The 22,695-nt window shown below is 43.0% G+C and carries 22 protein-coding genes and 2 pseudogenes; 13 read left to right on the top strand and 11 right to left on the bottom strand.

Annotated features, from left to right (window positions below; genetic code table 11):
* Positions 1-237 precede the first annotated feature (237 nt).
* Positions 238-615 carry a hypothetical protein gene (locus DP117_RS03630; RefSeq protein ID WP_169216968.1) on the top strand — a complete coding sequence of 126 codons (378 nt, stop codon included), beginning with the start codon at positions 238-240 and terminating at the stop codon, positions 613-615.
* 315 nt (positions 616-930) lie between these two features.
* On the opposite strand, the gene DP117_RS03625 is transcribed toward DP117_RS03630, so the two are convergent.
* On the bottom strand, positions 931-1,734 hold the full coding sequence (locus DP117_RS03625; protein ID WP_169216993.1) for a creatininase family protein: 804 nt from the start codon (positions 1,732-1,734) through the stop codon (positions 931-933).
* A 182-nt stretch (positions 1,735-1,916) separates the two neighbouring features.
* Here DP117_RS03625 and ssuD point away from each other — a divergent pair.
* Positions 1,917-3,063: pseudogene (gene ssuD, locus DP117_RS03620) on the top strand (FMNH2-dependent alkanesulfonate monooxygenase).
* Between the two features lie 60 nt (positions 3,064-3,123).
* Positions 3,124-3,273 (top strand): hypothetical protein, encoded by a 150-nt coding sequence (locus tag DP117_RS03615; RefSeq protein WP_211175892.1) that lies wholly within the window; start codon positions 3,124-3,126, stop codon positions 3,271-3,273.
* Positions 3,274-3,309: 36 nt separating this feature from the next.
* On the opposite strand, the gene DP117_RS03610 is transcribed toward DP117_RS03615, so the two are convergent.
* Positions 3,310-4,197, bottom strand: coding sequence for a hypothetical protein (locus DP117_RS03610; RefSeq protein WP_169216967.1), 888 nt, complete (start codon positions 4,195-4,197; stop codon positions 3,310-3,312).
* 183 nt (positions 4,198-4,380) lie between these two features.
* Here DP117_RS03610 and DP117_RS03605 point away from each other — a divergent pair, with 183 nt between their 5' ends.
* The 4 genes from DP117_RS03605 to DP117_RS03590 all read left to right on the top strand — a co-directional run bounded on the left by DP117_RS03605 (position 4,381) and on the right by DP117_RS03590 (position 8,385).
* Positions 4,381-4,926: an RNA 2'-phosphotransferase gene (locus tag DP117_RS03605; RefSeq protein WP_169216966.1), complete on the top strand. Its 546-nt coding sequence runs from the start codon at positions 4,381-4,383 to the stop codon at positions 4,924-4,926.
* Positions 4,927-5,727: 801 nt separating this feature from the next.
* Entirely contained in the window at positions 5,728-6,345 is a 618-nt protein-coding gene (locus tag DP117_RS03600) for a DUF1326 domain-containing protein (RefSeq protein WP_169216965.1), read from the top strand.
* Positions 6,346-6,348: 3 nt separating this feature from the next.
* The gene (locus tag DP117_RS03595) at positions 6,349-7,182 is read left to right on the top strand and encodes a DUF2182 domain-containing protein (protein WP_211175890.1); all 834 of its coding nucleotides are present in this window, start codon (positions 6,349-6,351) and stop codon (positions 7,180-7,182) included.
* Positions 7,183-7,200: 18 nt separating this feature from the next.
* A complete protein-coding gene (locus DP117_RS03590; protein WP_169216964.1) occupies positions 7,201-8,385 on the top strand; it encodes an acyl-CoA dehydrogenase family protein in 1,185 nt (394 codons plus the stop codon).
* Positions 8,386-8,423: 38 nt separating this feature from the next.
* On the opposite strand, the pseudogene DP117_RS35910 reads toward DP117_RS03590, so the two are convergent.
* The 5 genes and pseudogenes from DP117_RS35910 to phaA all read right to left on the bottom strand — a co-directional run.
* A pseudogene (locus DP117_RS35910) lies at positions 8,424-8,498 on the bottom strand (ROK family protein); the annotation flags it as partial.
* Between the two features lie 48 nt (positions 8,499-8,546).
* Positions 8,547-9,563 carry an SDR family oxidoreductase gene (locus tag DP117_RS03585; RefSeq protein WP_169216963.1) on the bottom strand — a complete coding sequence of 339 codons (1,017 nt, stop codon included), beginning with the start codon at positions 9,561-9,563 and terminating at the stop codon, positions 8,547-8,549.
* 24 nt (positions 9,564-9,587) lie between these two features.
* Entirely contained in the window at positions 9,588-10,457 is an 870-nt protein-coding gene (locus DP117_RS03580) for an alpha/beta fold hydrolase (protein ID WP_169216962.1), read from the bottom strand.
* A gap of 23 nt (positions 10,458-10,480) precedes the next feature.
* Entirely contained in the window at positions 10,481-11,203 is a 723-nt protein-coding gene (phaB, locus tag DP117_RS03575; RefSeq protein ID WP_169216961.1) for an acetoacetyl-CoA reductase PhaB, read from the bottom strand.
* A gap of 35 nt (positions 11,204-11,238) precedes the next feature.
* On the bottom strand, positions 11,239-12,444 hold the full coding sequence (gene phaA, locus DP117_RS03570; protein ID WP_248277513.1) for an acetyl-CoA acetyltransferase PhaA: 1,206 nt from the start codon (positions 12,442-12,444) through the stop codon (positions 11,239-11,241).
* Positions 12,445-13,515: 1,071 nt separating this feature from the next.
* Between phaA and DP117_RS03565 the strand changes: the two genes are divergently transcribed.
* Complete coding sequence (locus tag DP117_RS03565; protein ID WP_169216960.1) at positions 13,516-14,724, top strand: HAMP domain-containing sensor histidine kinase; 1,209 nt, start codon at positions 13,516-13,518, stop codon at positions 14,722-14,724.
* A 4-nt stretch (positions 14,725-14,728) separates the two neighbouring features.
* Here the strand turns inward: DP117_RS03565 and DP117_RS03560 are convergent, their stop codons facing one another.
* The 3 genes from DP117_RS03560 to DP117_RS03550 all read right to left on the bottom strand — a co-directional run bounded on the left by DP117_RS03560 (position 14,729) and on the right by DP117_RS03550 (position 16,837).
* Positions 14,729-15,142, bottom strand: coding sequence for a response regulator (locus DP117_RS03560; protein ID WP_169216959.1), 414 nt, complete (start codon positions 15,140-15,142; stop codon positions 14,729-14,731).
* 152 nt (positions 15,143-15,294) lie between these two features.
* The gene (phaC, locus tag DP117_RS03555; protein ID WP_169216958.1) at positions 15,295-16,365 is read right to left on the bottom strand and encodes a class III poly(R)-hydroxyalkanoic acid synthase subunit PhaC; all 1,071 of its coding nucleotides are present in this window, start codon (positions 16,363-16,365) and stop codon (positions 15,295-15,297) included.
* A gap of 7 nt (positions 16,366-16,372) precedes the next feature.
* Positions 16,373-16,837 (bottom strand): poly(R)-hydroxyalkanoic acid synthase subunit PhaE, encoded by a 465-nt coding sequence (locus DP117_RS03550; RefSeq protein WP_169216957.1) that lies wholly within the window; start codon positions 16,835-16,837, stop codon positions 16,373-16,375.
* 372 nt (positions 16,838-17,209) lie between these two features.
* Between DP117_RS03550 and DP117_RS03545 the strand changes: the two genes are divergently transcribed.
* The 3 genes from DP117_RS03545 to DP117_RS03535 all read left to right on the top strand — a co-directional run bounded on the left by DP117_RS03545 (position 17,210) and on the right by DP117_RS03535 (position 19,876).
* A complete protein-coding gene (locus tag DP117_RS03545; protein ID WP_169216956.1) occupies positions 17,210-17,974 on the top strand; it encodes a phosphatase PAP2 family protein in 765 nt (254 codons plus the stop codon).
* A 509-nt stretch (positions 17,975-18,483) separates the two neighbouring features.
* Positions 18,484-19,320: a sulfite exporter TauE/SafE family protein gene (locus DP117_RS03540; RefSeq protein WP_169216955.1), complete on the top strand. Its 837-nt coding sequence runs from the start codon at positions 18,484-18,486 to the stop codon at positions 19,318-19,320.
* Between the two features lies 1 nt (position 19,321).
* Positions 19,322-19,876 carry a DUF1634 domain-containing protein gene (locus DP117_RS03535; RefSeq protein WP_169216954.1) on the top strand — a complete coding sequence of 185 codons (555 nt, stop codon included), beginning with the start codon at positions 19,322-19,324 and terminating at the stop codon, positions 19,874-19,876.
* A gap of 651 nt (positions 19,877-20,527) precedes the next feature.
* On the opposite strand, the gene DP117_RS03530 is transcribed toward DP117_RS03535, so the two are convergent.
* Positions 20,528-20,782: a hypothetical protein gene (locus tag DP117_RS03530; RefSeq protein WP_169216953.1), complete on the bottom strand. Its 255-nt coding sequence runs from the start codon at positions 20,780-20,782 to the stop codon at positions 20,528-20,530.
* Positions 20,783-21,191: 409 nt separating this feature from the next.
* Here DP117_RS03530 and DP117_RS03525 point away from each other — a divergent pair, with 409 nt between their 5' ends.
* Together DP117_RS03525 and DP117_RS03520 are read left to right on the top strand one after the other, a co-directional pair.
* A complete protein-coding gene (locus tag DP117_RS03525; RefSeq protein WP_169216990.1) occupies positions 21,192-21,653 on the top strand; it encodes a hypothetical protein in 462 nt (153 codons plus the stop codon).
* Positions 21,654-22,279: 626 nt separating this feature from the next.
* Positions 22,280-22,648, top strand: a complete 369-nt coding sequence (locus DP117_RS03520; RefSeq protein ID WP_169216952.1) for a Nif11-like leader peptide family natural product precursor — start codon at positions 22,280-22,282, stop codon at positions 22,646-22,648.
* Positions 22,649-22,695: the final 47 nt, after the last annotated feature.

Raw genomic sequence — 22,695 nt, 5'->3', positions numbered from 1 at the left:
CTTTTTTGTTTATATGCCTATAGATAGATGTCAAAAGCAAATTTTTCATACTATCTAAAACAAGATGAGAGCACATATTTAGAAAAAATAAACTGTAAAGTTTATTAAATAAATGCTCATTTTCTCAGTTGGTTTTTATATACTGAATTTTTAATTGTTGATCCCGCTCATTCATGAGCAAGACATTTCTGATTCTGAATTCTTGTTTTGTTTGTTTTTTATTTGAGGGAAAAAGTCATGGCTTTGTCTCAAACATCTCATCTCGGTAAGACATACTCTTTAGTGATGATTAAAAGTTTTTTAATATGGACTTTTACATTGGCAGTATGCTTGCTGGTTGTCGGTTTTCCATTAGTTGTCTTGATGGCTACGGTCGGATGTCTGTTGTCAGTTGTTTTGCAATCGGTGATGCCTGTCAGCGCAGTTTTGCTTGTTGCAGGTGGTTTAATTATGTTTAATGTAATGGCGGTTGTGATGGCTGCTCTTGTACTAACTCTAAAAGGAGTTCACCCCAGCGAAGTCAAGTGGTTAAGTTGGTTGCATGGAGAAGAAGAAAATCTGCAAACAACTGCCGTTTTTGCTTCTTGCCCATTAACTTGTGAAATTAAACCGTAACCATCACTCTTCAATTCGACAAACAGTACATCTGCCCGGTTAAGCCGGGTTTTTTCATATTTCATGAGTCATTGTTATGATCATTTTCTTATAAAAAGGTAAGTTGAAAATCCGAGTACGAAATCAACCCAAAAGTGCTGGGGCAAGTATAGGCAGTAGGCGGAGCAGTGTCAAGAATAAGATTTGTTTCTGCTAAGAAATCACTCTTCACAAAAACTCACGACTGTCGGCATTGTCGAACAGTCTTGCAAACAGACGTGAATGCAACGCCGTTTTATCCGTTGAGTTGCAAAAACTTGTTGAAGAAAAAAATCTTTACTTGGGTTGAGGTTGTTGAAAAACGTATATATCTTTAATCACCTGCACCCAACCATCAGAAACAGATTCCAGAATGCGATCGCCCTTTTCCTTAGTTGCAACTGTTGGATCTCCAACCACTCCACTTTTACTTAAATCTCGTGTTGCCCACGCAAAAGATAACTTTCCCTCCATACTGAGCAAACTACCTTCTGGCAGTTCCGGTGGATACTCTGCAACGGCAGACTCCATTTTCACTTGTTCTGGTAAAATGGCTAACATAATACTCGTTTCAGCATCTCCTGCATGAATACCTAGTTGTTTTTCCTTGGGCGTCAGTAATTCTCCGGTAATATGGGGCACTCGCCAAGTAAACAGCGGAAATACTAACAAGTCACTATATTTAATATGCAAATCCCGCCCGACAATTTCCATGATTTGAGGTTGTCCCCCGTGGGAATTCATCAAGACCAATTTCCTAAACCCAGCACGGTACAGACTTTCTCCAATTTCCGTGAGGGTTGCAATGAGAGTTTCGGCACTCAGAGTCATGGTACCGGGAAAGTGCCAGTGTTCGTTTGATTTTCCATAATATAAGGTTGGCAGAGCATATGCCGGGATAGTGGTATCTAGCTTGTGCAAAGCTTTTCCCAAAACGGCCACACCAATAGCAGCATCAACAATTAACGGCAAATGAGGACCATGCTGTTCAATTGCTCCCACTGGTTGGATAATGACTACATTTTCCTTATTCGGCATTGCTTGGATGTCAGTCCAAGTGAGGTAAGGAAAAAAGCGTTTTGGCGGAATAAAGCTGTGCATAGACTTACCAAGGTTTGGATCACATTTTGCTGATTTTACCGGAAAAAGGCAGAGGTCCTGCATTGCTAACTTCCTGCTTTTGGTAAGAGCTTGATTTACTGAATTGGCTGTGCAATACTTTTAAGTTAGCAAATTAATACGGCAATTTAATCAGTTTACCGTATATTTATAGGATAGCGATTATGCAGCTACTATGGTTTATCCCAACCCACGGCGACGGGCGGTACCTTGGAACTGCTACAGGTGGGCGGGCAGTTAGCTTTCCCTACTTACGACAAATTGCTCAAGCGGTGGATGATCTGGGTTATGCTGGGGCATTATTACCTACGGGTCGTTCTTGCGAAGATGCTTGGATTGTGGCGTCAACGCTAGCATCGCTGACTCGACAGATGCGTTTTCTAGTGGCAGTACGTCCGGGATTGGTTTCACCTGGAGTAGCAGCACGGATGGCGGCGACTTTTGATCGTTTTTCTGGCGGACGTTTACTGATTAACGTGGTGACAGGCGGCGATCCGATAGAGTTAGCGGGAGATGGCTTGCACCTGAGTCATGATCACCGCTATGAGTTGACGGATGAGTTTTTGACAGTGTGGCGGCAAATTAGTGCAGGCGAAGAAATCAACTTTACAGGAGAATATCTCAATGTTAAGGGTGGTAAACTGCTATTTCCCCCAATTCAGAAACCTTACCCACCTTTATGGTTTGGCGGTTCTTCTTTGATTGCCCAGCGTGTTGCAGCTAAACACGTGGATGTATATCTAACTTGGGGTGAACCACCTGCTGAAGTTGCTGAAAAAATAGCCTCAGTTCGCAGACTGGCAGAAGCTGAGGGACGAACATTGCGGTTTGGCATTCGTTTGCATGTCATTGTGCGGGAAACTGAAAGTGAAGCCTGGAAGGCGGCGGAGGAATTAATTCGGTATGTGGATGACAAGGCGATTCCTACGGAGAGCTACGCTTAACGCCAATGCACAAAAAGCTTATGCCCGCATGGATTCTGTTGGACAAAGCCGCATGACTCAACTGCATAAAGGTAGTCGCGAAGCATTGGAAATTAGTCCAAATCTGTGGGCAGGCGTCGGTTTAGTCCGAGGTGGTGCGGGAACTGCTTTAGTCGGTGATCCCAGTACAGTTGCCGCTAGAATGTTGGAATATACTTCTTTAGGTATTGATACCTTCATCCTCTCTGGTTATCCCCACTTGGAAGAGGCTTATCGAGTCGCGGAACTCTTATTCTGTTACATAAATCCTACTCAAACCTCATCAACAACTATCAAAGCTATTCAATCGGGATTAAGTTTCGTTTACTTCCTTGCTTCATCCTGGTAACGTCGGCGTTATCCAGTCCACAGGCTATCACTGTCTAACTGACAGCTTTACTCAAATTGATTGCAGCCTCATCTTCCACTGGAGAATGGTTCCACAGTTGAACAGCAACATGTCTTGAGTCCATTTGGCGAAATTATTGCCAATCAAGATTTTCCTGGGCAGCAATCGCCAGGTTCTCAAAAGAAAGATGCTTCATTCATAGTTGATTAACATTATTAGCAACAAAAAGACCCGAATTTGCTTGCGTTAAATTTCAGCCGCCGCTCGCTCTATCAATCGACGTGCTAAAGTTTGTGTACCTGTATGTTCGTAGTAATTCGTGGATATATCCAGCAACGCAGCGAGAAAGTCTAGCTTATCATCAGCAAAATCGACAAAACCTTGTAAGTTGTTAGCTACTTTTTGTGGTGTTAAATTTTTTGAAGTAATGAGACCACTCATCCAACCACTGACTGAATTGAAGCTTTCGCCGATAAAGTTCAGTTTGCTAGTGGAATTGTTACCTGGAATTTCTGTTCTGATATTTTGAAAAGTCGAGTTTTGCTCTAACTCCTGAGGACTTGTCTGATTAATTCTAGATAGTGCCTTGTTAATAAAGTCTGGACCTAGGGGTATTAAACCATCAAAGCAAACTAATGCAGCCATGCGGATGAAAGATTCACCGCTGTATTCACCCAAAGACCTGACAAAATCCCCAATACTGTTTCCGGGAATACCGTTAATTTGGCAGAAAGCGACTAATTCAACAACTAATTTTAAGCACAAATCTATGGTTTGTGCTTTATCAGCCTTGGGAGTGAGTCGGTTTAAAAAACCTAAAAGGGGAATTTTCTCACCCACTTTGTTTGCGAATGCGGCTGCACCAAGTGCTTTATCTGTATGTTCAACGGTCTGATAAAGCCACATTGCTCGTTGGTATCCTTGAGAGCGATCGTTGTAGAGATAAACTGCTCGTTCGCCAATTTGTTGAATCAGCCTTTCGTCGGTTTCGCCAGTTACAGTTTTAATGGTGTTGACAAAGCCAACTACATTTTGCCATTCACCAGGAGCAATAAAATCGAGCGCACGCAATGCCTGAACAGTCAAATTGTTGGTTGGTAGTTCATCAACTAACTTAGAAATTGATTTGCTCACAAATAGACTCCTAATAGGATTGTTATAGATCACCAACTAGTTCCTGGTGGTAGAATAACACTAATTGTGATGATTAGAGTGGCATCAGGTCTGATAGTCAGACAAATTCTGTCGATTTACTAAAAATTATCATGTATTACAATTAATATATATATGTATTATAAATAACGCTACTGCAATCATATGAGTGATTCTCGCCTCGTCAAAATCAGCAAATATCTTAGCAAATATTTGCGACATACACCGGATGCAATTGGAATTAAACTTGCCCCTGGTGGTTGGGTTAGTGTTGATGAACTGCTTACCGCTTGCGCTAAAAACAAATTTCCACTCACCCGTCAGGAATTACAGGTGGTGGTTGAACTCAACGAGAAAAAACGCTTTTCTTTTAACTCCACAGGCACTCTGATTCGTGCTAACCAAGGTCACTCAACAGAAGTTGATTTACAATTAGAACCTGTTGTTCCTCCAGACGTGCTTTATCACGGTACGGGACACAAATCTGTAGAGTCAATAATGCAAACAGGACTCTGCAAAATGTTGCGACATCATGTCCATTTATCAAAAGATATTGCTACAGCACAAATTGTAGGTGCAAGACATGGAAAACCAGTAGTTTTGCTCGTAGATACTGCGGCTATGTATCAAGCCGGTTATAAATTCTACTGTTCCGATAACGGTGTTTGGTTAATAGATAGTGTGCCACCTGAGTATCTACAAAAAATTTGAATTTTCATAGGTTGCAGAGATTCATTTAAAAGTCATAAAAAATTTTAGATATTTTGTTAGAAACATTGTAATAAATATAAACTCAATATTTATTGGAATTTACGTACTGTACAAATTAACCATAATATGGGCGTTGCTGAATCAAAATATGAATCATGCGTTAAGCGTAGCTGCGCCTCCGGCAATCACTTCAAGTAAAATACCCAAATTGTGTGTAGTACTTATGTACGATGCATAATTCTTAAATATTAAGCTGACACGTGACAATTCTTTTTTGGGCTTAATAGTACTTTTTTTGACTGTTGGATGACGAATTCTACGCACAGGGGGTTTTCCAGCAGGATGATAAGTTAGAAAAACTTACACGTTATGATTTTTGATCATGACGTGTGTATTCTCACAAATGTCACCAAAAACTTGCCTTTAAGGATAAGCTGTGGTTTAATACAAAAAAACAGCGGTAACTTGGTAGTTTTGCAGTATATTTATTGAAATTATCAGTAAGGACTTAAAAATTTTCAATTTGACACAAAATTTAGGGAAATTTAATTTTTCAACATGAACGTAGGATTTCCTGCGTCAAATTGAGTTATATCTACAAACTCTGACATTATGTCCAAACTTTACTCTGGTGATTCACAGCAGCAGTAACAACTAATTAGTAGGTTTCACACAGCACAAAAAGAGGTGCAATCATGGTGAATATTAAGTTTGCATATTGGATTCCCAACGTCAGTGACAGTTATCTTAGGTAGGTAGTTCACAGTTATCTTAGATTGAAGATTAACAGGAAAAATAAAAATGACAACAGCTACCAAAACATATGAGTTAGAAGGACAAATCCTGGAAGCATGTTCCTGTAATACGCCTTGCCCTTGCTGGATTGGAGAAGATCCTGATGGGGGAAGTTGTGATAGTTTTATAGCTTATCACGTTGAACAGGGAGAAATTCAGGGTTTAGATGTTTCTGGATTAACGCTTGTGAAAATTGTCTATATTCCTGGAAATGTCTTAGCGGGAAATTGGCGAGCAGTTATTTATATTGATGCAAAAGGAACATCTGAACAACAGCAGGCATTAATCAAAGTTTTTACAGGTGAACTTGGAGGGGCGATCGCCGATTTAGCAAAATTAGTGAGTGAGAATCTGGATGTGCGAGTTGCACCAATTGAGTATCAAATCAAAGAAGCCCAAGGGACGATTCGCATTACAGATGTACTGAGTGCAGAAATGGCACCCTACCGCAGTGCTGACGGCAAACCTACTAAGCTAGTTGATAGCATCTTCAGCACAATTCCGGGTTCTCCTGCTTACGTTGGCAAAGCTTCCTATCACAAGGTGAATTTACCAGAGTTCAATCTGACTTGGGAATACAACGGACGCAATGCTATTCAGGGTGAGTTTCGCTTTGAGGCTTAAACAGTGATCAATAATTCACCGCGCCAAACGACATCTGTACATCCACTCTTAAGCAGGCTGTATAACTTTCTAGCTGATGATATGGTGCTGGTTTGGGGGGTGGTATTTTTAGCTTGGGTGTTAATGCTGCTTTTAGTAGTTACTAATCAAGACCACTGGTTGCATCATGATGGTTTGATGGAGGAAAAATCTCAACCTCTACTCCTAAAACTGTTTATTTTTCTGCTAACTTGGCAGGTGATGACAGTGGCGATGATGTTGCCCTCCAGCCTACCATTGATTCGGCTGTTCTCGAAAGTGAGTCGGCAACAAAGTCAAGAGAAAAGTTATCTTCTTTTGGTCGTATTCATCTGTGCTTATGCTACAGTCTGGACTGGCTTTGCTCTCGTCAATTTTTTGGGTGACTGGGGATTGCACCATTTAGTTAATTCCTTACCGTGGCTTCGTCAACGTACTTGGCTGATTTCTGGTACAACTATGCTAATGGCTGGTGCGTTCCAGTTTAGCGGACTGAAGGAACATTGTTTAAAGTCGTGTCGCCATCCTTTGAGTTTTCTGACTCACCACTACCAAAGAGGGTTAAAAGCTGCCTGGAATTTGGGAATTAGGCATGGTGTTTACTGCTTGGGCTGTTGCTGGGCGTTGATGCTAGTCATGTTTGCTGTGGGAGTAGGGCATCTTACCTTGATGTTATTACTAACTGGCGTGATGGTAGCAGAGAAAACATCAAGCTGGAGTCGTGTGCTAGTTCCAGTAGTAGGGACTAGTCTGCTTGTTTGGGGAGGCCTTACTCTACTACATCCTAATTGGTTACAGGAATTGTCGCCTATTTTTTAGTGGGAGAAATTGCAACGAATGCAAGTCATCGAAACCAAAAAATCAGAAGATTACATTGCTGTTGCTAAGTCTTTAGCAGAGGAATTTGCTCAGACAGCAGTCGCACGGGATGCTAAAGGAGGAACACCAAAACAGGAACGCGATCGCCTGCGTGAAAGCAACTTGCTCAAACTGATTGTACCCACACAGTACGGTGGTCTCGGGCAAACTTGGATCACCACACTCAAAATAACTCGCGAGTTTGCCAAAGTTGATAGCTCAATTGCTCATATTTTCTCCTACCATCATTTAGGTGTGGTTGTTCCTCATATCTTTGGTTCAGCCAAGCAGAAAGAGTGGTATTACTCCGAAACTATCCGCAACAATTGGTTTTGGTGCAATGCTCTCAACCCCCTGGATCACAGAACAACGCTAAGATCACAGGACAATCATTTCCGTCTCAATGGTATCAAAAGCTTCTGCTCTGGATCTCAAGACTCCGATGTATTACCTATTACTGCTACTCATACTGAAACTGGTGAATTAACTATCCTGGCAATTCCTACACAACGGGAAGGCGTTACTATTCATGATGACTGGGATAATATAGGTCAACGTCAAACCGATAGTGGTAGTATTACTTTTGACGATGTGCTAGTTTACTCTGATGAAATTTTGGGTAGTAGAAATAAACCAAGTCAACCTTTCAGCACTATTCGCTCTTGCCTAACTCAATTGAACCTTGCCAATATCTATTTGGGAATTGCACAGGGCGCATTTGAAGCAGCTAAAAAATATACTAGAACTATCACAAGACCTTGGCTGACATCAAGCGTAGAAAGTGCAAGCCAAGACCCCTATATTCTCCAGCACTATGGTAATATGTGGGTTGACCTGCAAGCAGCGACTTGTTTGACTGAGCAAGCGGGGGAATTACTACAAGCGGCTTGGGAACAGCAATGGGCGCTAACGGCAGAACAACGAGGAGAATCAGCAGTGGCGATCGCCACTGCCAAAGTTGCCGCCACCAGAGTTGGTTTAGACATCACTAACCGCATTTTTGAAGTGATGGGCGCACGCGCCACCAGTACTCGATATGGCTTTGACCGATACTGGCGTAATCTCCGCACTTTCACTCTGCATGATCCAGTAGATTACAAAGTGCGAGATTTGGGAAACTGGGCATTGAATGATGAGTTACCAAAACCCAGTTTTTATGCATAGTTTTATCAGTTGGGTTGCACTTGTTGAAGAAAAAAATTTTTACCATCTACAAACAAAGCAGAACCAAAACCCATACCCAGTGTAATCACCAATTCCACACCTTTGCCAGAAATTGACCTGCACAGGTTTGTCCAAACGCTTTGACAATAAAGCAATTAATGCTACAGTTGCCTTCCGTTCTGAAATGCTTGTACCGCCAACAATGCTAACGCTGCCGTACTAGCAACTGCACCCCATTTGATCTGCGGATTCTTATCCAGCCAGTCAGAAATGCTTGGTACCACCATGTTGCTAAAGTCTCCCTCAACTCTGGTATCAGTGGGGACTGGCTCGTAAAAATTGTTTTGTGCATCTTCAGACTTTGGCTCAGTGGTGCGCTGCAGCCGGAAGCCGATGAGTAGTAACAAGGAATCTACCAGTTCGGGCGAGAGCCGCTGAAGTGCATCTAGCGCTCTAGCCGCATCCCCAACAAAGAAGTCACGAGTTGGATGTTCAGCAACGTAGAGAATTGCGTCAGCTACTAGCTTAGGGTCATAATAGGGCGGTATCCCTGCTGGCTTCACGCCTAACTTGGTGCGAGCATTGTTCCAAAAGGGTGTGTTGATGACCGCTGGCTTCACACTTGTCACGCTGATGGGTACTTTCTCATGTAGCAGCTCGACACGCAGGGATTCCACAAAGCCTTCTATGCCGTGCTTTGCTGCGGAATACGCACTCTGATATGGGAAACTTCGCCTGCCCTCGATTGAAGATATGTGGATCAGTGCCCCCCGCCCCTCACGCTTGAGATAAGGTAGTGCCGCCATCGCACCGTAGACCTGCCCCATTAAGTTAACATTAACGACGCGCTGAAACTCTTCTGGTGTGGTGTTGTCGAACGTGGCAAAGACGGCGATCGCCGGGCAATGCACCCACGTATCGAGTCGCCCGTATACTTCGACGGTACGGTCAGCGATCGCCTTGACCTGATCAAAGACCTCTACATCGGCAACGATAGCAGTTGCTTCACCGCCAGACGCTTGAATCTCGTCCACCAAGGAATTTAGCTTCGGCTCACTGCGAGCAGAGACAACCACCTTTGCCCCACGCCGTGCAAACTGGAGTGCTGTCTCACGCCCGATGCCACTCGAAGCTCCAACGACCGAAACAACCTGCTGATTTATTGGCTTTAGTTGCATTGATGCTACTCCTTAAAGTTCTTACTAAAAATCAACGCCCGCCAGAAACTGGCTCAACGCATCCGTAAACTGTTCGGGACGCTCAATATGAGGTATGTGACCACACTCAGGTATGAAGGCGAGTTGTCCTTTCTGTAAACGGCTGACTGCATCTTGAGCCTGTTCTTTTGGGAAAATTAAGTCTTCAGTACCCCAGACAACAAGGGTTGGCATCTGCAACTGCCCTAAAGAGTCAAGCAACACCTGGCGCTGTCCAAATAAATTAAGCTGGTCACGCAGCGAGGATAGGGTGGCTTCAAGAAAGCCGGGAAGAAGCGACATTCGCTCCTGCTCTGCTATCCACGCTTCCGGAACGAGTGAGGGATGAGCGAAAAGCAACGCCGCCCGTGCCCAAGCTCGCAGCTTGTTGCTAGGAGGAACTTTGCACATGGTAATTGCAGCCTCCCCGTACAAGGGCATAGTCAAATGGGACAGGATTGGGTTGACCACCTGACCCAGCCCCGAACTGTCTACCAGCACCAAAGCAGCCACCTTCTGGGAATGTGACAGTGCAAAGCGCAGCGCAACCAGACCACCTAGTGAGTTGCCGACCAGTATCGCCCGCTCAATTCCTAGAGCGTTGAGAAAATCAGCCACGAACTGCGTTAGAAATTCCACCGAGTATTCGCGGTGGGGCTTAGCAGCATCGCCAAAACCTGGAAAGTCCAATGCGTAGACCCGATGACGATTAGCCAGCGTGGGAATTACCCAAGACCAATCAAGAGCGCTGTCAGCATCTCCATGTAGCAGCACTAATGGTGGGTCATAATTGCCCGCCGTGAAGTAGCGAGTGGTTAAACCGTTTACATTTATTCTCTGCTCTTCAACCGCAGTGTTCACACTTTGCTCCATCATGTTTAAAGCATCAGCCGTTGTCCTCAAGTGTGATGGGCACCGTTGACTCGGAGAACCTCACCAGTGACGTAGCTGCTCGCTATCGGCGAGAGCAGGAACGCCACAGCCCAGGCAACCTCCTCAGGCTTACCAAAACGACGGAAAGGAATCTCAGACAGAATGCGCTCTTTGACTTTGTCTGGAACCGACTTGACCATATCAGTCTCAATAAATCCCGGTGCCACAGCGTTGGCTCGCACACCGTAGCGAGCCGCCTCTAAAGCGAGGGACTTTGTTAGACCAATCACAGCTGCTTTGGATGCCGCATAGTTGGTCTGACCGATGTTTCCCCGCTCGCCCGAAATTGAACTGATACAGACAATCGAGCCTTCCCGACGCTCGTACATCTTGGGGATAACGGGCATCAGCGTGTTGTATACTCCCTTCAAATTTGTATCTATTACCTCATCCCAATCATCTACCTTAAGTTTGGGAAAAAAGTTGTCTCGGGTAATTCCAGCGTTAGCGACTATCCCGTAAATTGGTCCTAGTTTGTGTTCAACTTTTTCTGCCACTGTTTCCATTGCTATCGAGTCAGTGACATCAGCTTGAATTGCCAAAGCTCCATAGTGATCATTGCTATCGCTGCGGTGTGTGTAAGCAACCTTGGTTCCTAACTCCTCTAGAAGACTGACTATTGCCGCTCCGATCCCTCTATTACCGCCCGTTACCAAGATGACTTTGTCTTCCAGTCCTAAAGATATCATGAGTAAGTTTTTCTTTTGAATATGTGACTTTTGACTTATTTAAGTCGCGAGAGTGCGATCGCTGTACCGCCGCCAGTGCCATGACAGACAGCTGCCAGCCCTAACTGCCCATTTCGCTCCTGCAAAGCGTTGAGTAGTGTAACTACAATTCGTGCCCCAGAAGCACCGATGGGATGCCCTAGTGCGATCGCCCCCCCAAAGATATTTAGTTTCTCGTAGGGAATTCCCAGCACCCGATTGAACAGCACGTTGCTTAAAGCGAAAGCTTCGTTGTTCTCGAACAGGTCAAAATCGTAGATTTTCATCTTCAGCTTGTCTAAAAGCTTATTCACTGCCAAGATGGGAACTTCAGGGAAGCGCCAAGCTTCCCCACCTACCCATGCTCCCCCTACAATCCGAGCTAGGGGCATTAGTCCGTAACGTTCCACCGCCCTAGAACTTGCCAACACAAGAGCTGCAGCTCCGTCCGATATCTGACTGCTATTACCCGCAGTGAACACGCCATCCTCTGCAAAAGCAGGGTTTAGTCGGGTAAGGCTCTCTAAGCTGGTTTCCGGACGGATGCCTTCATCTTTTTCCACCAATTGCAAACCTTTCTTCCCTTTGACCTCAATTGGTACTATCTCTTTCTTGAAGTAACCTTGCTCCGAGGCGAGTGTTGCCCGCTGTTGTGAATATAAGGCGACTTGGTCCAAGTCAGCCCGCGTAACCTGGTAAGCCGCTGCCAGCCGTTCAGCTTGCTCTCCCATCGCTTCAGCGGTAGTGGGATCGGTCAGACCGTCGTAAAGTAAAATATCCGTGAGTTGTTCTGGCGCACCCAGCAGGAATTTGTAACCCCATCTCGCTCGGTGTGATAGGAAAAATCCGGTCTGGGACATAGACTCCATTCCGCCAGCAAGTACGATGTCGGCTTCACCAGCGCGGATAGCAGTGGCGGCGTTCATCACACTCATCATGCCCGACGAACACACCATGTCCACTGCATACCCGTTCACTGTTTCTGGAATCCCAGCCTTGAATGCCGCTTGACGGGGCAATGACTGTCCGTGACCGGCTCTGAGGACATTTCCAAAGATGTAAAGGTCTAATGCTTCCCCGGAGATTCCCGCCCGTTCCAACGCAGCGCGCATGGCGATCGCACCTAAATCCACTGGGGAAAAACCCGCAAGAACACCTCCGAACCGACCTAGTGGCGTGCGTACTGCTGAGACAATATAAGCTTCTTCCATACTGATTACCATTTTTACAAAACCACGTCCTTAAGCGCTACTAACTTTAAGCGGGATGCTTATGAAAGCAAATTCCATTCGTTGAGCAAAGGTGGATTTGCTCTTCTTCAGTGTTTGCCAAAAATAGTTATTTCTCGCACAATTAATACTTAATATTCATGGTTGAAATAGCGCTTTAAAAAAAAAACTTTACCATGAATAGTTAAAAATATTTTTGATACATCACTCAGAAGAGCTAGTTATCAATTATTATTTAAAAAAGTCTAATACAAGACAATTTTATTCTATAACAAAGTCAAAGGGGCAACGACAATGGATTTCTTCAATAATTTTGAGCAGTACTTAAGGCAGTTAAGCGAAATGCAGAGAGGGCTTTTCAATAGCTGGACATCTATGATGCCGAATATGCAAAGCTTCACCACACCAAACTTCCGTGACAATTTCGAGAATACCCTAAAATTCCAGGAATCCGTAGTGGCAAGTTCTTTAGAATTGCAAGCTCTGTTAGCCCGTATGTCAATCGAAACCCAGAAGCAATTTTGGGAGAGCTATTTCAATATGTTACGGAAAGTATGAAGAAAAAAACTGAGTAGTAGAGTGGCATTGGGTTCACAGATTAAAGAGTGGAGTGGTTTCTGTTTTTTTAGAGTGTGTTTGTAAATGAATTATAAAATAGTCTCTTTGACAAACATACTCTAAGCTTTAATAAAGCCCCAAAAGAATATTGGGGAGTTTTTTAAGTATGAACCGGTGTCATATAAAACTTTTCCTATTCATTATATTAATCAAAAGATTGAATTCACTAAAAAAGTCAATGACTAAAATCTAACCCTGCAACTTTGTCTAATCTTCTATCTAAAGAGAGAAGGCATAATGTTAAGCCTGTTCGTATTCATGAATACAAAAGCCCAGAAATCCGTGCTAGATTTTGGGCAATTTTGTCCTAATTGCAAAACTGACAGAAAACTCAAGTGGAAATTATCTAAAGCAAGACACAACTAGCGTGCGTAAACTGCGTGAGCGCTCAATTAGAATGATGCAAAGAGGGTTTTGCAATCTACTCAATAGCGCGCCCCAGCCACAATGAATTTTAGTCAATTGCTTGTTGAAAAAAGAGACACAATCCTAAAAAACTGGGTTGAAGCAGTTCGCCTTGATAGGCAGATTTCGAGTGCCGATGATTTACCAGGCTCAGCCATACGGGATCATCTTCCCGATGTTCTCATGGCGATGGCAACCGTGCTTTCCCAATCCCAAGACAGCGATATTCAGTCGATAGTGCAGAATAGTTTGGAACATGGCGTATTGAGGGCTGCACAAGGTTTCGCTCCAACAGAAATTGCGCGGGAGTATCGTCTACTGCGTCAGGTGATCTTTTCTACTTTAGAGGCAGACCTACTAGAGGGTACAGCTCGGGAAGTCATGCGAGTTTATAGTGTGATTGACGCGACGATTGACGAAGCAATTGCCCAGTGCTTCAAAAGTTATGTAGACGAGCGATTGCGGGAACTCCAGCAGCTACAAACTCATGCAGAGCTAACCAATCAGGAACTGACTCGCTTGCTAAAAGCGAATCAGGAGAACGTCTCTCAACTCGCCCACGAACTGAAAACTCCTCTCAATTCGATTATTGGCTACTCGGAGTTGATTTTGCGCTCCTCACGCAAAAACCCTGAAGTTCAGGGCACGGTTCCCCATTTGCAACACATTGAGCGAGTGGTACGCAATGGCAGACTGTTACTCCGCTTGATCAACGATACATTGGAAATCTCTCGGTATGAGTCTGGGAAGATGAAACTGAACCCAGAGCCAATAGATGTGCGATCGTCAATCGACGATGTGTTTCAAATGTTGCACCCTTTGGCTGCTGCGAAAGAGCTACAAATGGTGGTTGATTGCGAACGTGCCCCCGAAAAAGTGGTGACAGACCCTTTGCGATTGCAGCAAATAATCACGAATCTTCTAAGCAATGCGATTCGCTACACAGAGTCAGGTAGCGTCAAATTAACGTGCCAGATACTATCCGATAACCAGTGGTCTATTGCAGTCAGTGACACAGGCGTTGGAATTGCACCAGAAGACCAATTGCGTGTCTTTGACCCCTTCTTTCGAGCTGACAATAGCAGCACTCGTGTACCCGATAGTACTGGCTTAGGGTTGGCAATTGTCTCGCAGCTAGTAAAACTTATGCAAGGCAAAATAGAGCTGGTATCGCTCCTTGGAGTTGGCTCCACCTTCACTGTCATCTTGCCGCTATTCGTCAAAACACCCGCGTCACATTCAACTACGTGACGAATTATGAAGGAGAATTCATGGTGTCTTTCAATCGCAAAAATGCTTTAATTCTTGCCATTAATTCATCAAAATCAATCGGCTTACGGATGAAGTCATTAGCTCCTAACTCTAATCCTTGGGGGACATCAGCTTCTGTATAAGCCGTGATCAGAAGAACAGGAATAAAAGGGAGTTTTTTATTTTGCCGAATACGCCGAGTGACTTCATAGCCACTCATTCCTGGCATCATGGCATCGAGCAACACGAGATCGGGTGGCGATGCTTCTATCTTGGCTAACGCTAATTTGCCATTATTGGCAACATCAACCTCATACCCCTCTTCCATCAAAATTGCCTCTAGTAGAGACAAATTATCTTGTGTATCATCCACAACCAGGATGCGTTTAGCTTGAGGTTTAGCTTTAGAAGAAAACATAAAATCAAGTCTCCGTTTAGGTAAAGAGGCTTATATCAATTTGGCACTTGGCGACTTGCAGTCTCACAAGTGTGGTGCAAGATGTCTGGTATCAAAATGCTGGAATTTTGTCAATTTATAATAGCTATTTGTTGGCTTACTAACCTCCTACCTCAGACAAGTCGCACCTTCAGCCAATCGACAATGGTTGGAGGAAGGTTCTGCTGAACCTTACTGCTCACGTATATCCCAATATGTCCGACAGGAAAAGAGCAAACTGTGTAGTCCTGACTTTGGATGTATTTCTCAAGAGCCAAGGAAGATGCAGGGGGCACCAGATGATCTTGCGTTGCGTAAATGTTTAAAACCGGGATGCGGATATTCCCCAAATCTACTCGCTTCCCTCCAATCTCGATTTCACCTTTGATGAGTTTGTTTCCCTGGTAGAAGTCCTTGATAAATTGTCGGTAAGCCTCACCAGCTTGATCGGGACTGTCAAAAATCCATTTTTCCATCCGCAGAAAGTTGACAAGTTTCTCTTCATTGTCAATTATCTCGAGAAAGTCAATATACTTTTTGATTCCTAACTGAAAAGGCTTGAGCATTATGAAGGTGAAGTTTAGGAAGTTGCCGGGGATATTGCCCAAAGTATCTACCATGAGATCCACGTCCACAGCCTCTGACCCCACAGTGCATCTACCCCAAACATTGAAGAGTCCCTGATTGATGTGGAAATCAACCGGAGTGACCATAGTAATTAGGTTTTTCACCTTATTTGGGTAAAGGGAACTGTAGCAAAGGCTAAAGGTTCCCCCCTGACAAATTCCTAACAAGTTGATTTGCTGCAAGTTGTGGCGCTTGCGTATCACATCCACACAATTATTGATATAACCATTGATATAGTCGTCAAGAGTGAGCCAGCGATCGCCTCGGGTGGGATACCCCCAGTCAATTAAGTAGATATCCAAACCTAATTTGAGCAAATTGGCAACGAGCGATCGCCCCTGTTGTAAATCGACCATGTAAGGACGGTTGACTAAGGCGTAAACAATAAGGATGGGGATGCGACCAGACACCATATATGGCGTCTCTACTGGAGGCTGGAAACGGTATAGCACCACTTTATCCTCCCTGTAGACCTCCTTCTTGGGTGTCACCCCAATCTGAACGTCCTCTTCGCGCAGGCGGCTTGATATATCAATCCCCTTGACCAGTTTTTGGAATAGTTCAGTAAACTCGTGCATCGCTTGCTTACAATACCTGATTGCTAAGGGATTCTGCCAAGGTTTTTTTAAGGTTTTTAACTTCCTTTCGCAATTCGTAGAGGCTGCGGTAAATCTCGTCCAATTCGCTACGAGTTGGCAGGTCATTGATCTTGAGAAGCACTTCCATCAGTTGTTGCTGCTGCAGCCGCCAGGTCATGGCTGCGTTCATTAATTTTCCCTGGATCTCAAGGGCATCCTCAGAATGGAACCTCTGTGCGAATACTCGGTCAAATATACTACTCCAGACTTGCAGAAACTGCCGCCAGTTCTCAACGATTTCACCCTTGTTTTGGGAAGATACCAACTCCCGCATCAGTTCCTCAAATGCCCTCACCCAGACATCAAGCAGCACTAACAGATAGTCAAAGCTCGCCTTACTGAAGTTTATCCAAGCATCAAAGGTCTGAAGCAGGTTGTTAAACTCATGCGTGTACTGCCCTTGTGCAACCATCAGGGTTTACTCCACGGAAATACCATTCCTTTACAAATAGCAAATTTTCAAGCAAAAAAATCTCACCCCATAGGGCAATACGCTTCACTGTTTTGATTGAGAGCCTCAATTTGTTCGGCTAATTTCTCAATTTGCTGACGATAGGTTGTGTTGCTGTTAAATCCAATATCAGTAGCTGTTGAAATAGAAATTAACTCTTGTTTCTGGTTAAACAGTGTACTATTTGCTATATATTTTTTCCCAAAAAATCTCTTTGTAGTTGTGCAAATGCTTCCAATCTACCTTAGTAAGGAGAGGTGATGTATGGTGTATGCGGTAAAGTGCGTATATTACAAATATTAGTCGTACATACTCTGTTAAGTTCCATTAAAAATGTTTAGCACTGATTTGAGCAAGCTTATCCCGTCGTTTCTCAACTTCTCTAAAAAGCTGCTTGTTGCTCGTTGGCGTTCTCTTGTACTGCTATTGATTGGGGTTTATCTACCTTTGCAAATCTTTGGGTTGCTGGCGGTAGAGATATGGAACAATCAAGGTGGTTTCCCTTGGGATGTACCGATTCTGGTAGCAGTTCATTCCACAGCACGGGCGCAACTGGATGTTATTGCCGTAACGCTGACTCAATTTGGGAGAATTCGGATTGTTTTTCCCATTGTCTGTGTGATTGGACTGGTGTTGTTAAGCCAAAAACGGTGGCGATCGCTCACCTATCTACTCACCACTGAGATCGGAAGCGCCATCATCAATCGCACAGCAAAGGAATTCATGCATCGAGTGCGTCCCCACCTTTGGGAATCACTTGCTCCTGAGTCTAGTTTCTCATTTCCCAGCGGTCATTCCATGGCAAGTATGACACTGGTTGCAGCTCTTGTCATTTTAACCTGGGGTAGTGTTTGGTGCTGGGTTGTTCTGATTGCTGGGACTTTATTTGTATTAGGTATTGGCTGGACACGACTTTATTTAGGAGTTCACTTTCCCAGTGATATTCTGGCAGGATGGATGGTTTCTATAGCTTGGGCAATTGGCGTAAGCCTGGTTATTAGACCTCATTTAACTAAAGACACTATCGTTAGTGAAACTCCTCCTGTAGAGGAAACAACATTACTTCCAGAAGAAACGCAGTTAATAAGTGAGGAATAAAAGTTCATCTTACGTGAAGATGCAGGCGTTGCATAGATGCGAAATTCCGCGTCTGTGCATTCGATTTCTTGAAAAAATCTGGTATCTGAGTATTGGAACGGTAAATGCACTCTACAGAGTGCTCGTCGGTACATAAGTCACGCATATGGGTAAAAAACCCGGTTTCTGTGATCGAAAAGACTGATTTTTCGTTGAGCCACCTTAAAGAAACCGGGTTTTTGGAATCACTGTACCGGTGCTCTAGCGATCCACGGCATTGTTCAAAATCTCTGTGTATCTGTGGTTTCATGTTCATAAAATTGAATTTTGTTTGCACTCGTCCACTGCAAAAAAAGTTCATTAATTAATTCTTATCAAAAATCAAAGGAAAACTTAAAGATTGAACGAATAAAGGCTCTTTTTTTTTGATTTCATATCTTTTATAATGCGAAGGAAGAATTTTTGGAATAATTTAGATTTTTATTAAGTAATGTGGACTTCATAACATTGACAATATAAAGGAATAAAATTTGAACATCTTAGAGTTTTCTTTACTGATTTGGATTGGGTCATTTACCGCTGGCTTTTTAGGAGCGCTAACTGGTTTAGGAGGTGGAGTTGTTATTGTTCCCTTGTTAACTTCAGTTTTTGGAGTTGATATCCGTTATGCAGTTGGTGCTTCGTTGGTGTCTGTGATTGCGACTTCCTTAGGTGCGGCATCTATATATATTAAAAAAGGCTATACCAATCTGCGATTAGGAATGTTTCTAGAAGTGGCAACAACAATTGGAGCTTTAATAGGAGCTTTAATAGCCACTTTAATTTCAGTCAAAACACTAACCATTGTTCTTGCTGTTGTTTTACTTTATTCAGCTTATGTGTCACAGCAACCCAAACTTGATAACTCTGAAAGTGAATCACCGGATCCGTTAGGAAGTTATTTACAACTTAATAGTACTTACCCAACTTCTGAAGGATTAGTATCTTATCAAGTTCATTCTGTCCCCGGTGGCTTTAGCATAATGTTACTCGCTGGAGTTCTTTCTGGACTGCTTGGCATTGGTTCGGGAGCGTTTAAAGTCTTGGCGATGGATCAAATCATGCGTGTCCCGTTCAAAGTTTCTACAACTACCAGCAATTTTATCATTGGCGTAACTGCAGCCGCATCAGCAGGAGTTTACTTAGCGCGTGGTTACATTGACCCAGGACTATCAATGCCAGTAATGTTAGGGGTACTACCTGGTGCTTTTTTGGGAGCACGAGTTTTAATGGGAGCCAAAACTCAGATTTTGAGAATTATTTTCTCTATTGTGCTGGTAGTCATGGCATTCAAAATGGTCTACAACAGTCTAATTGGGGGATTCTAGAATGAATAAAATGAGTTTTGGTTTTTGGTGGAGTTCATCGACACCATCAGAGAATGAAGTTATGAAACTCCAAATGCAGCAAAAAAAACCAGACAGTGATATTCAACAGTTAGCCCAGCAGACTAGTGTAATAGCAGAGTCTCCTAAGAACTATGAGGTTGATACAAACAAGGAAGATACGAAAACACTAAGTGAACAGCAATTTGAGCAGCTGCTTAGTCATGTACTAAAGTATGGCGTTATATTGGCTAGCATTATCGTTTTAATAGGTGGTATCTTGTATCTGATTCGTCACGGTGCTGAACCTGCTGATTATCATTTTTTTCAAGGAGAACCATCCCACTTCTGTTCTCCATCAGGTGTTATAGTTGCGCTATTGTCAGGTAGTCGCCGTGGTATTATTCAACTTGGACTACTGCTACTCGTTGCGACTCCAATTCTCCGTGTAGCTATTTCTCTATTCATTTTTCTAAGAAAGCGAGAATTTACATATGTTATTATTACTTCGATAGTTTTGACAGCGCTTATTTATAGCCTTGTAGGAGCATATTATTAATTCATTGTTATTAGACAATATTGCAAAAATGCTTGAAAGGTCATGTTAAGTGGAGCGAAACATCTACAGGAGATTCCATATCTTTGGGACACGCGCTCGCGGAACGCATGATTGCGTGCGCTTGCGCTTACGCTAACGCTACACTGCGTTTCGTGACTAATGACATTCACATTTTCTGACTTTCACAAGAAATTTATTGTTTAGAGGTGCGTTACTCTTGAGAGTAACGCATTCTTTCTTTACAGCTTCTCAGTTATTTTAAAGAAGGAGCGTTCTCTTTGCCTACGCTCCACCTCCAGTCAGAAGACATAAGCCACAATTCCTGAATCGATTGGTTGGAGATTCAAACCCATAACCAATTGATAACCACCAAATCTATGTCCTCTGGACACGCTACGCGAGCAATTTTGGTGGGGACTTAAACCCGTTTATTTATCACCAAATCTAAAGAATTCATGCTGTTCAGGTAGCGTGTCCGTACTGCGTAGCAGAACCGCAGGCTCAGGACATATTCTGGCTCCCAATACCATTTTACAAAATTACTTATACAAAAAAGTTCCTCCTTGCTCTCCTGCTCTCTTACTGCCGATTTCTATTAACATTAAAGTCAAACAGTATGACTCCTGAATTCTTTCTTTATCAAGCTTGAGCTTAGATAATGAAACCCAGGTTTTGTTGAATTTCCTGTACCAAATAATTTCTTATTAAATCAACAAATTCTGCTGGAAATAAGACTATTAAAACAGCACACGTCAAGCTAAACAAACCAATAATTAAAGCTAAAAATCTTCCAAAACAACCAGGATTGATTTCAGCAAAACCTAATCTGGCTTGTCCGACAACAGCAATAGTAAGAAAAACAGTTCCTGCAATTAACAAAGAAGTCGTTAAAGGTGAATTAGTCATATTGTTCATAGAAAACAGTATCCTAATTATAGGTATCACAACTTTGAGCCAATGGTGAGATTTTTTGGTAAGAATTTAGCACCTAGGAGCGGAGCCGGAGCGTAGGCAGGGGGAACGCTCCTGGATTCTGGCTCCTGAATTCTTACATTTTTTGTACTTATTCTCTTATTCTCTATGTTTCGTACAGTTGTTTTACGGAATTTTGTCACTAATTTAATAAAACTGTTACACAACTAGTTTTATTATGTGTTTGTAAATAAAGTAGAAACTAATACGTCCTCATCCTCCGAACAAAGCGTAAGAGGGAGAAAAAATAGATCAATCCATTCTGAACTGTATGATTCTGCACTGGACTTTTTCTGAGTTTTTAGTTTAAACTACGGAAAAGATATAGAAATTATGAATTATGATGAAAAATCTCCCAGTCGTCAATCAGGAGTCAAGCGTAGCAGGACAAACAACTCCGAAGCCGCTACAGTTGTCTGCTTTGTGGGACTGGAAACAAATTACGTTCAAGAAATTCAGAGGCGGATTTTTTTTAGTTCTCGGATATTTGCTATCACCACTATGTTGGTGGAATGATTTGTTATTCAATTTACCAATTGCTTATGGTTTTGGGTATGTCTGTAGTTTATTTGATCCAAAGTTACTCTTGCCTTGCTCAATAGTCGGCTACTGGCTTTCTAATATTGTTGGTATTCTCTTGATGCAATTTGGAGCTATGGATGTTTTGCCAAATCAATCCCAGGAGCGTAATTTAAAAAAAGAATTACTTACAGGTTTAGTTTCTTCAACGATTTATACTCTTGTGATTCTGGCATTAGTCCAGTTGAAAATTCTCGACGCTCCTATTTCGTTATTGGGTAATTAATTTATTTTGGTGCGTTTGCCCTGTGCTAACTGATATCATGTCCGGTTGAACAGTTGTCCGCAGCAAGCGTATGCGCTTTGCGCACGCCCAGAGGGCTAACGCGTAGCGTGCCTAAGGCAAACGCGAAGCAATTGCAAGAGCGTTGGGATTACACTTGACTTAACTTCGTTCTGTATGTCCTCCCTTGCCCGCTACGTGCTCCGCTGCGGACATATCATAAGTAATTTACCGAACATAATATGAGATCTTGCACCTGAGTGAAACTAGCGGGTTTCTTGAGAATACCTCCCGCCGCTCATAGCCGAAGTCTATTAAAATCGATTGACATTGGAACTAATTTTTGAGTAAATTTAAACACTACTTAATATAAGCATTGGTAATTTACAAAGTAATGGTGCAAGATATCAGCTAGGATACTAGTACGGCGGTGCAGAAATAAAGTTACCATCTCTAGGAGGTCAAAAGCTCGAAAAAAAAGGACTTTTGAACGCCAGGTGACGCGCTTGTGCTCCTCTTGGGGAAACCACCAAGACCTTGGCAATTACCCAAGGCACTGGCTCCTTTTGAATGGGTAACTTGCAAAAGTAGCGGTACTACCTGTATTTAACTAATCCCAGGGAGAAATTATGTCTCTAGAAAATGTTAAAGCATTTTATCAAAGACTAGCAACTGACGAAGCTTTCCGTACTCAAATTCAAGGAGTTAGGAGTAAGGATGAATGTAGCCAAACTGTCAAAACTGCTGGCTATAGTTTCACCCAAGAAGAATTTGAAGAATATACAGCCCTATTGTTGGAGTTAAGTGCTGGTGAGGATGAGCTAGCAGAGTTAGACGAAAAAGAATTGGCAACTATTTTTGGTGGAACGGATGTACAACCGATGTATGGAGTAGTTTCTCAACCAGATACTGAGTACTCACCCATTTTTAAGTGGCCATACACTCCTCCTGTGTATCAGCCTATGTATGGAGTTGTCATATCGCAAGAAAAATTTTAAGGAAGTTTGAGCAATAAGGTTAGGTTTTTGGGACGGATGCAGATAAG

This window comes from Brasilonema sp. UFV-L1, from assembly GCF_012912105.1.
Classification (GTDB): domain Bacteria; phylum Cyanobacteriota; class Cyanobacteriia; order Cyanobacteriales; family Nostocaceae; genus Brasilonema.
The sequence above is the reverse complement of the archived record's forward strand: the minus strand, read 5'-3'. Positions and strand labels throughout refer to the sequence as shown.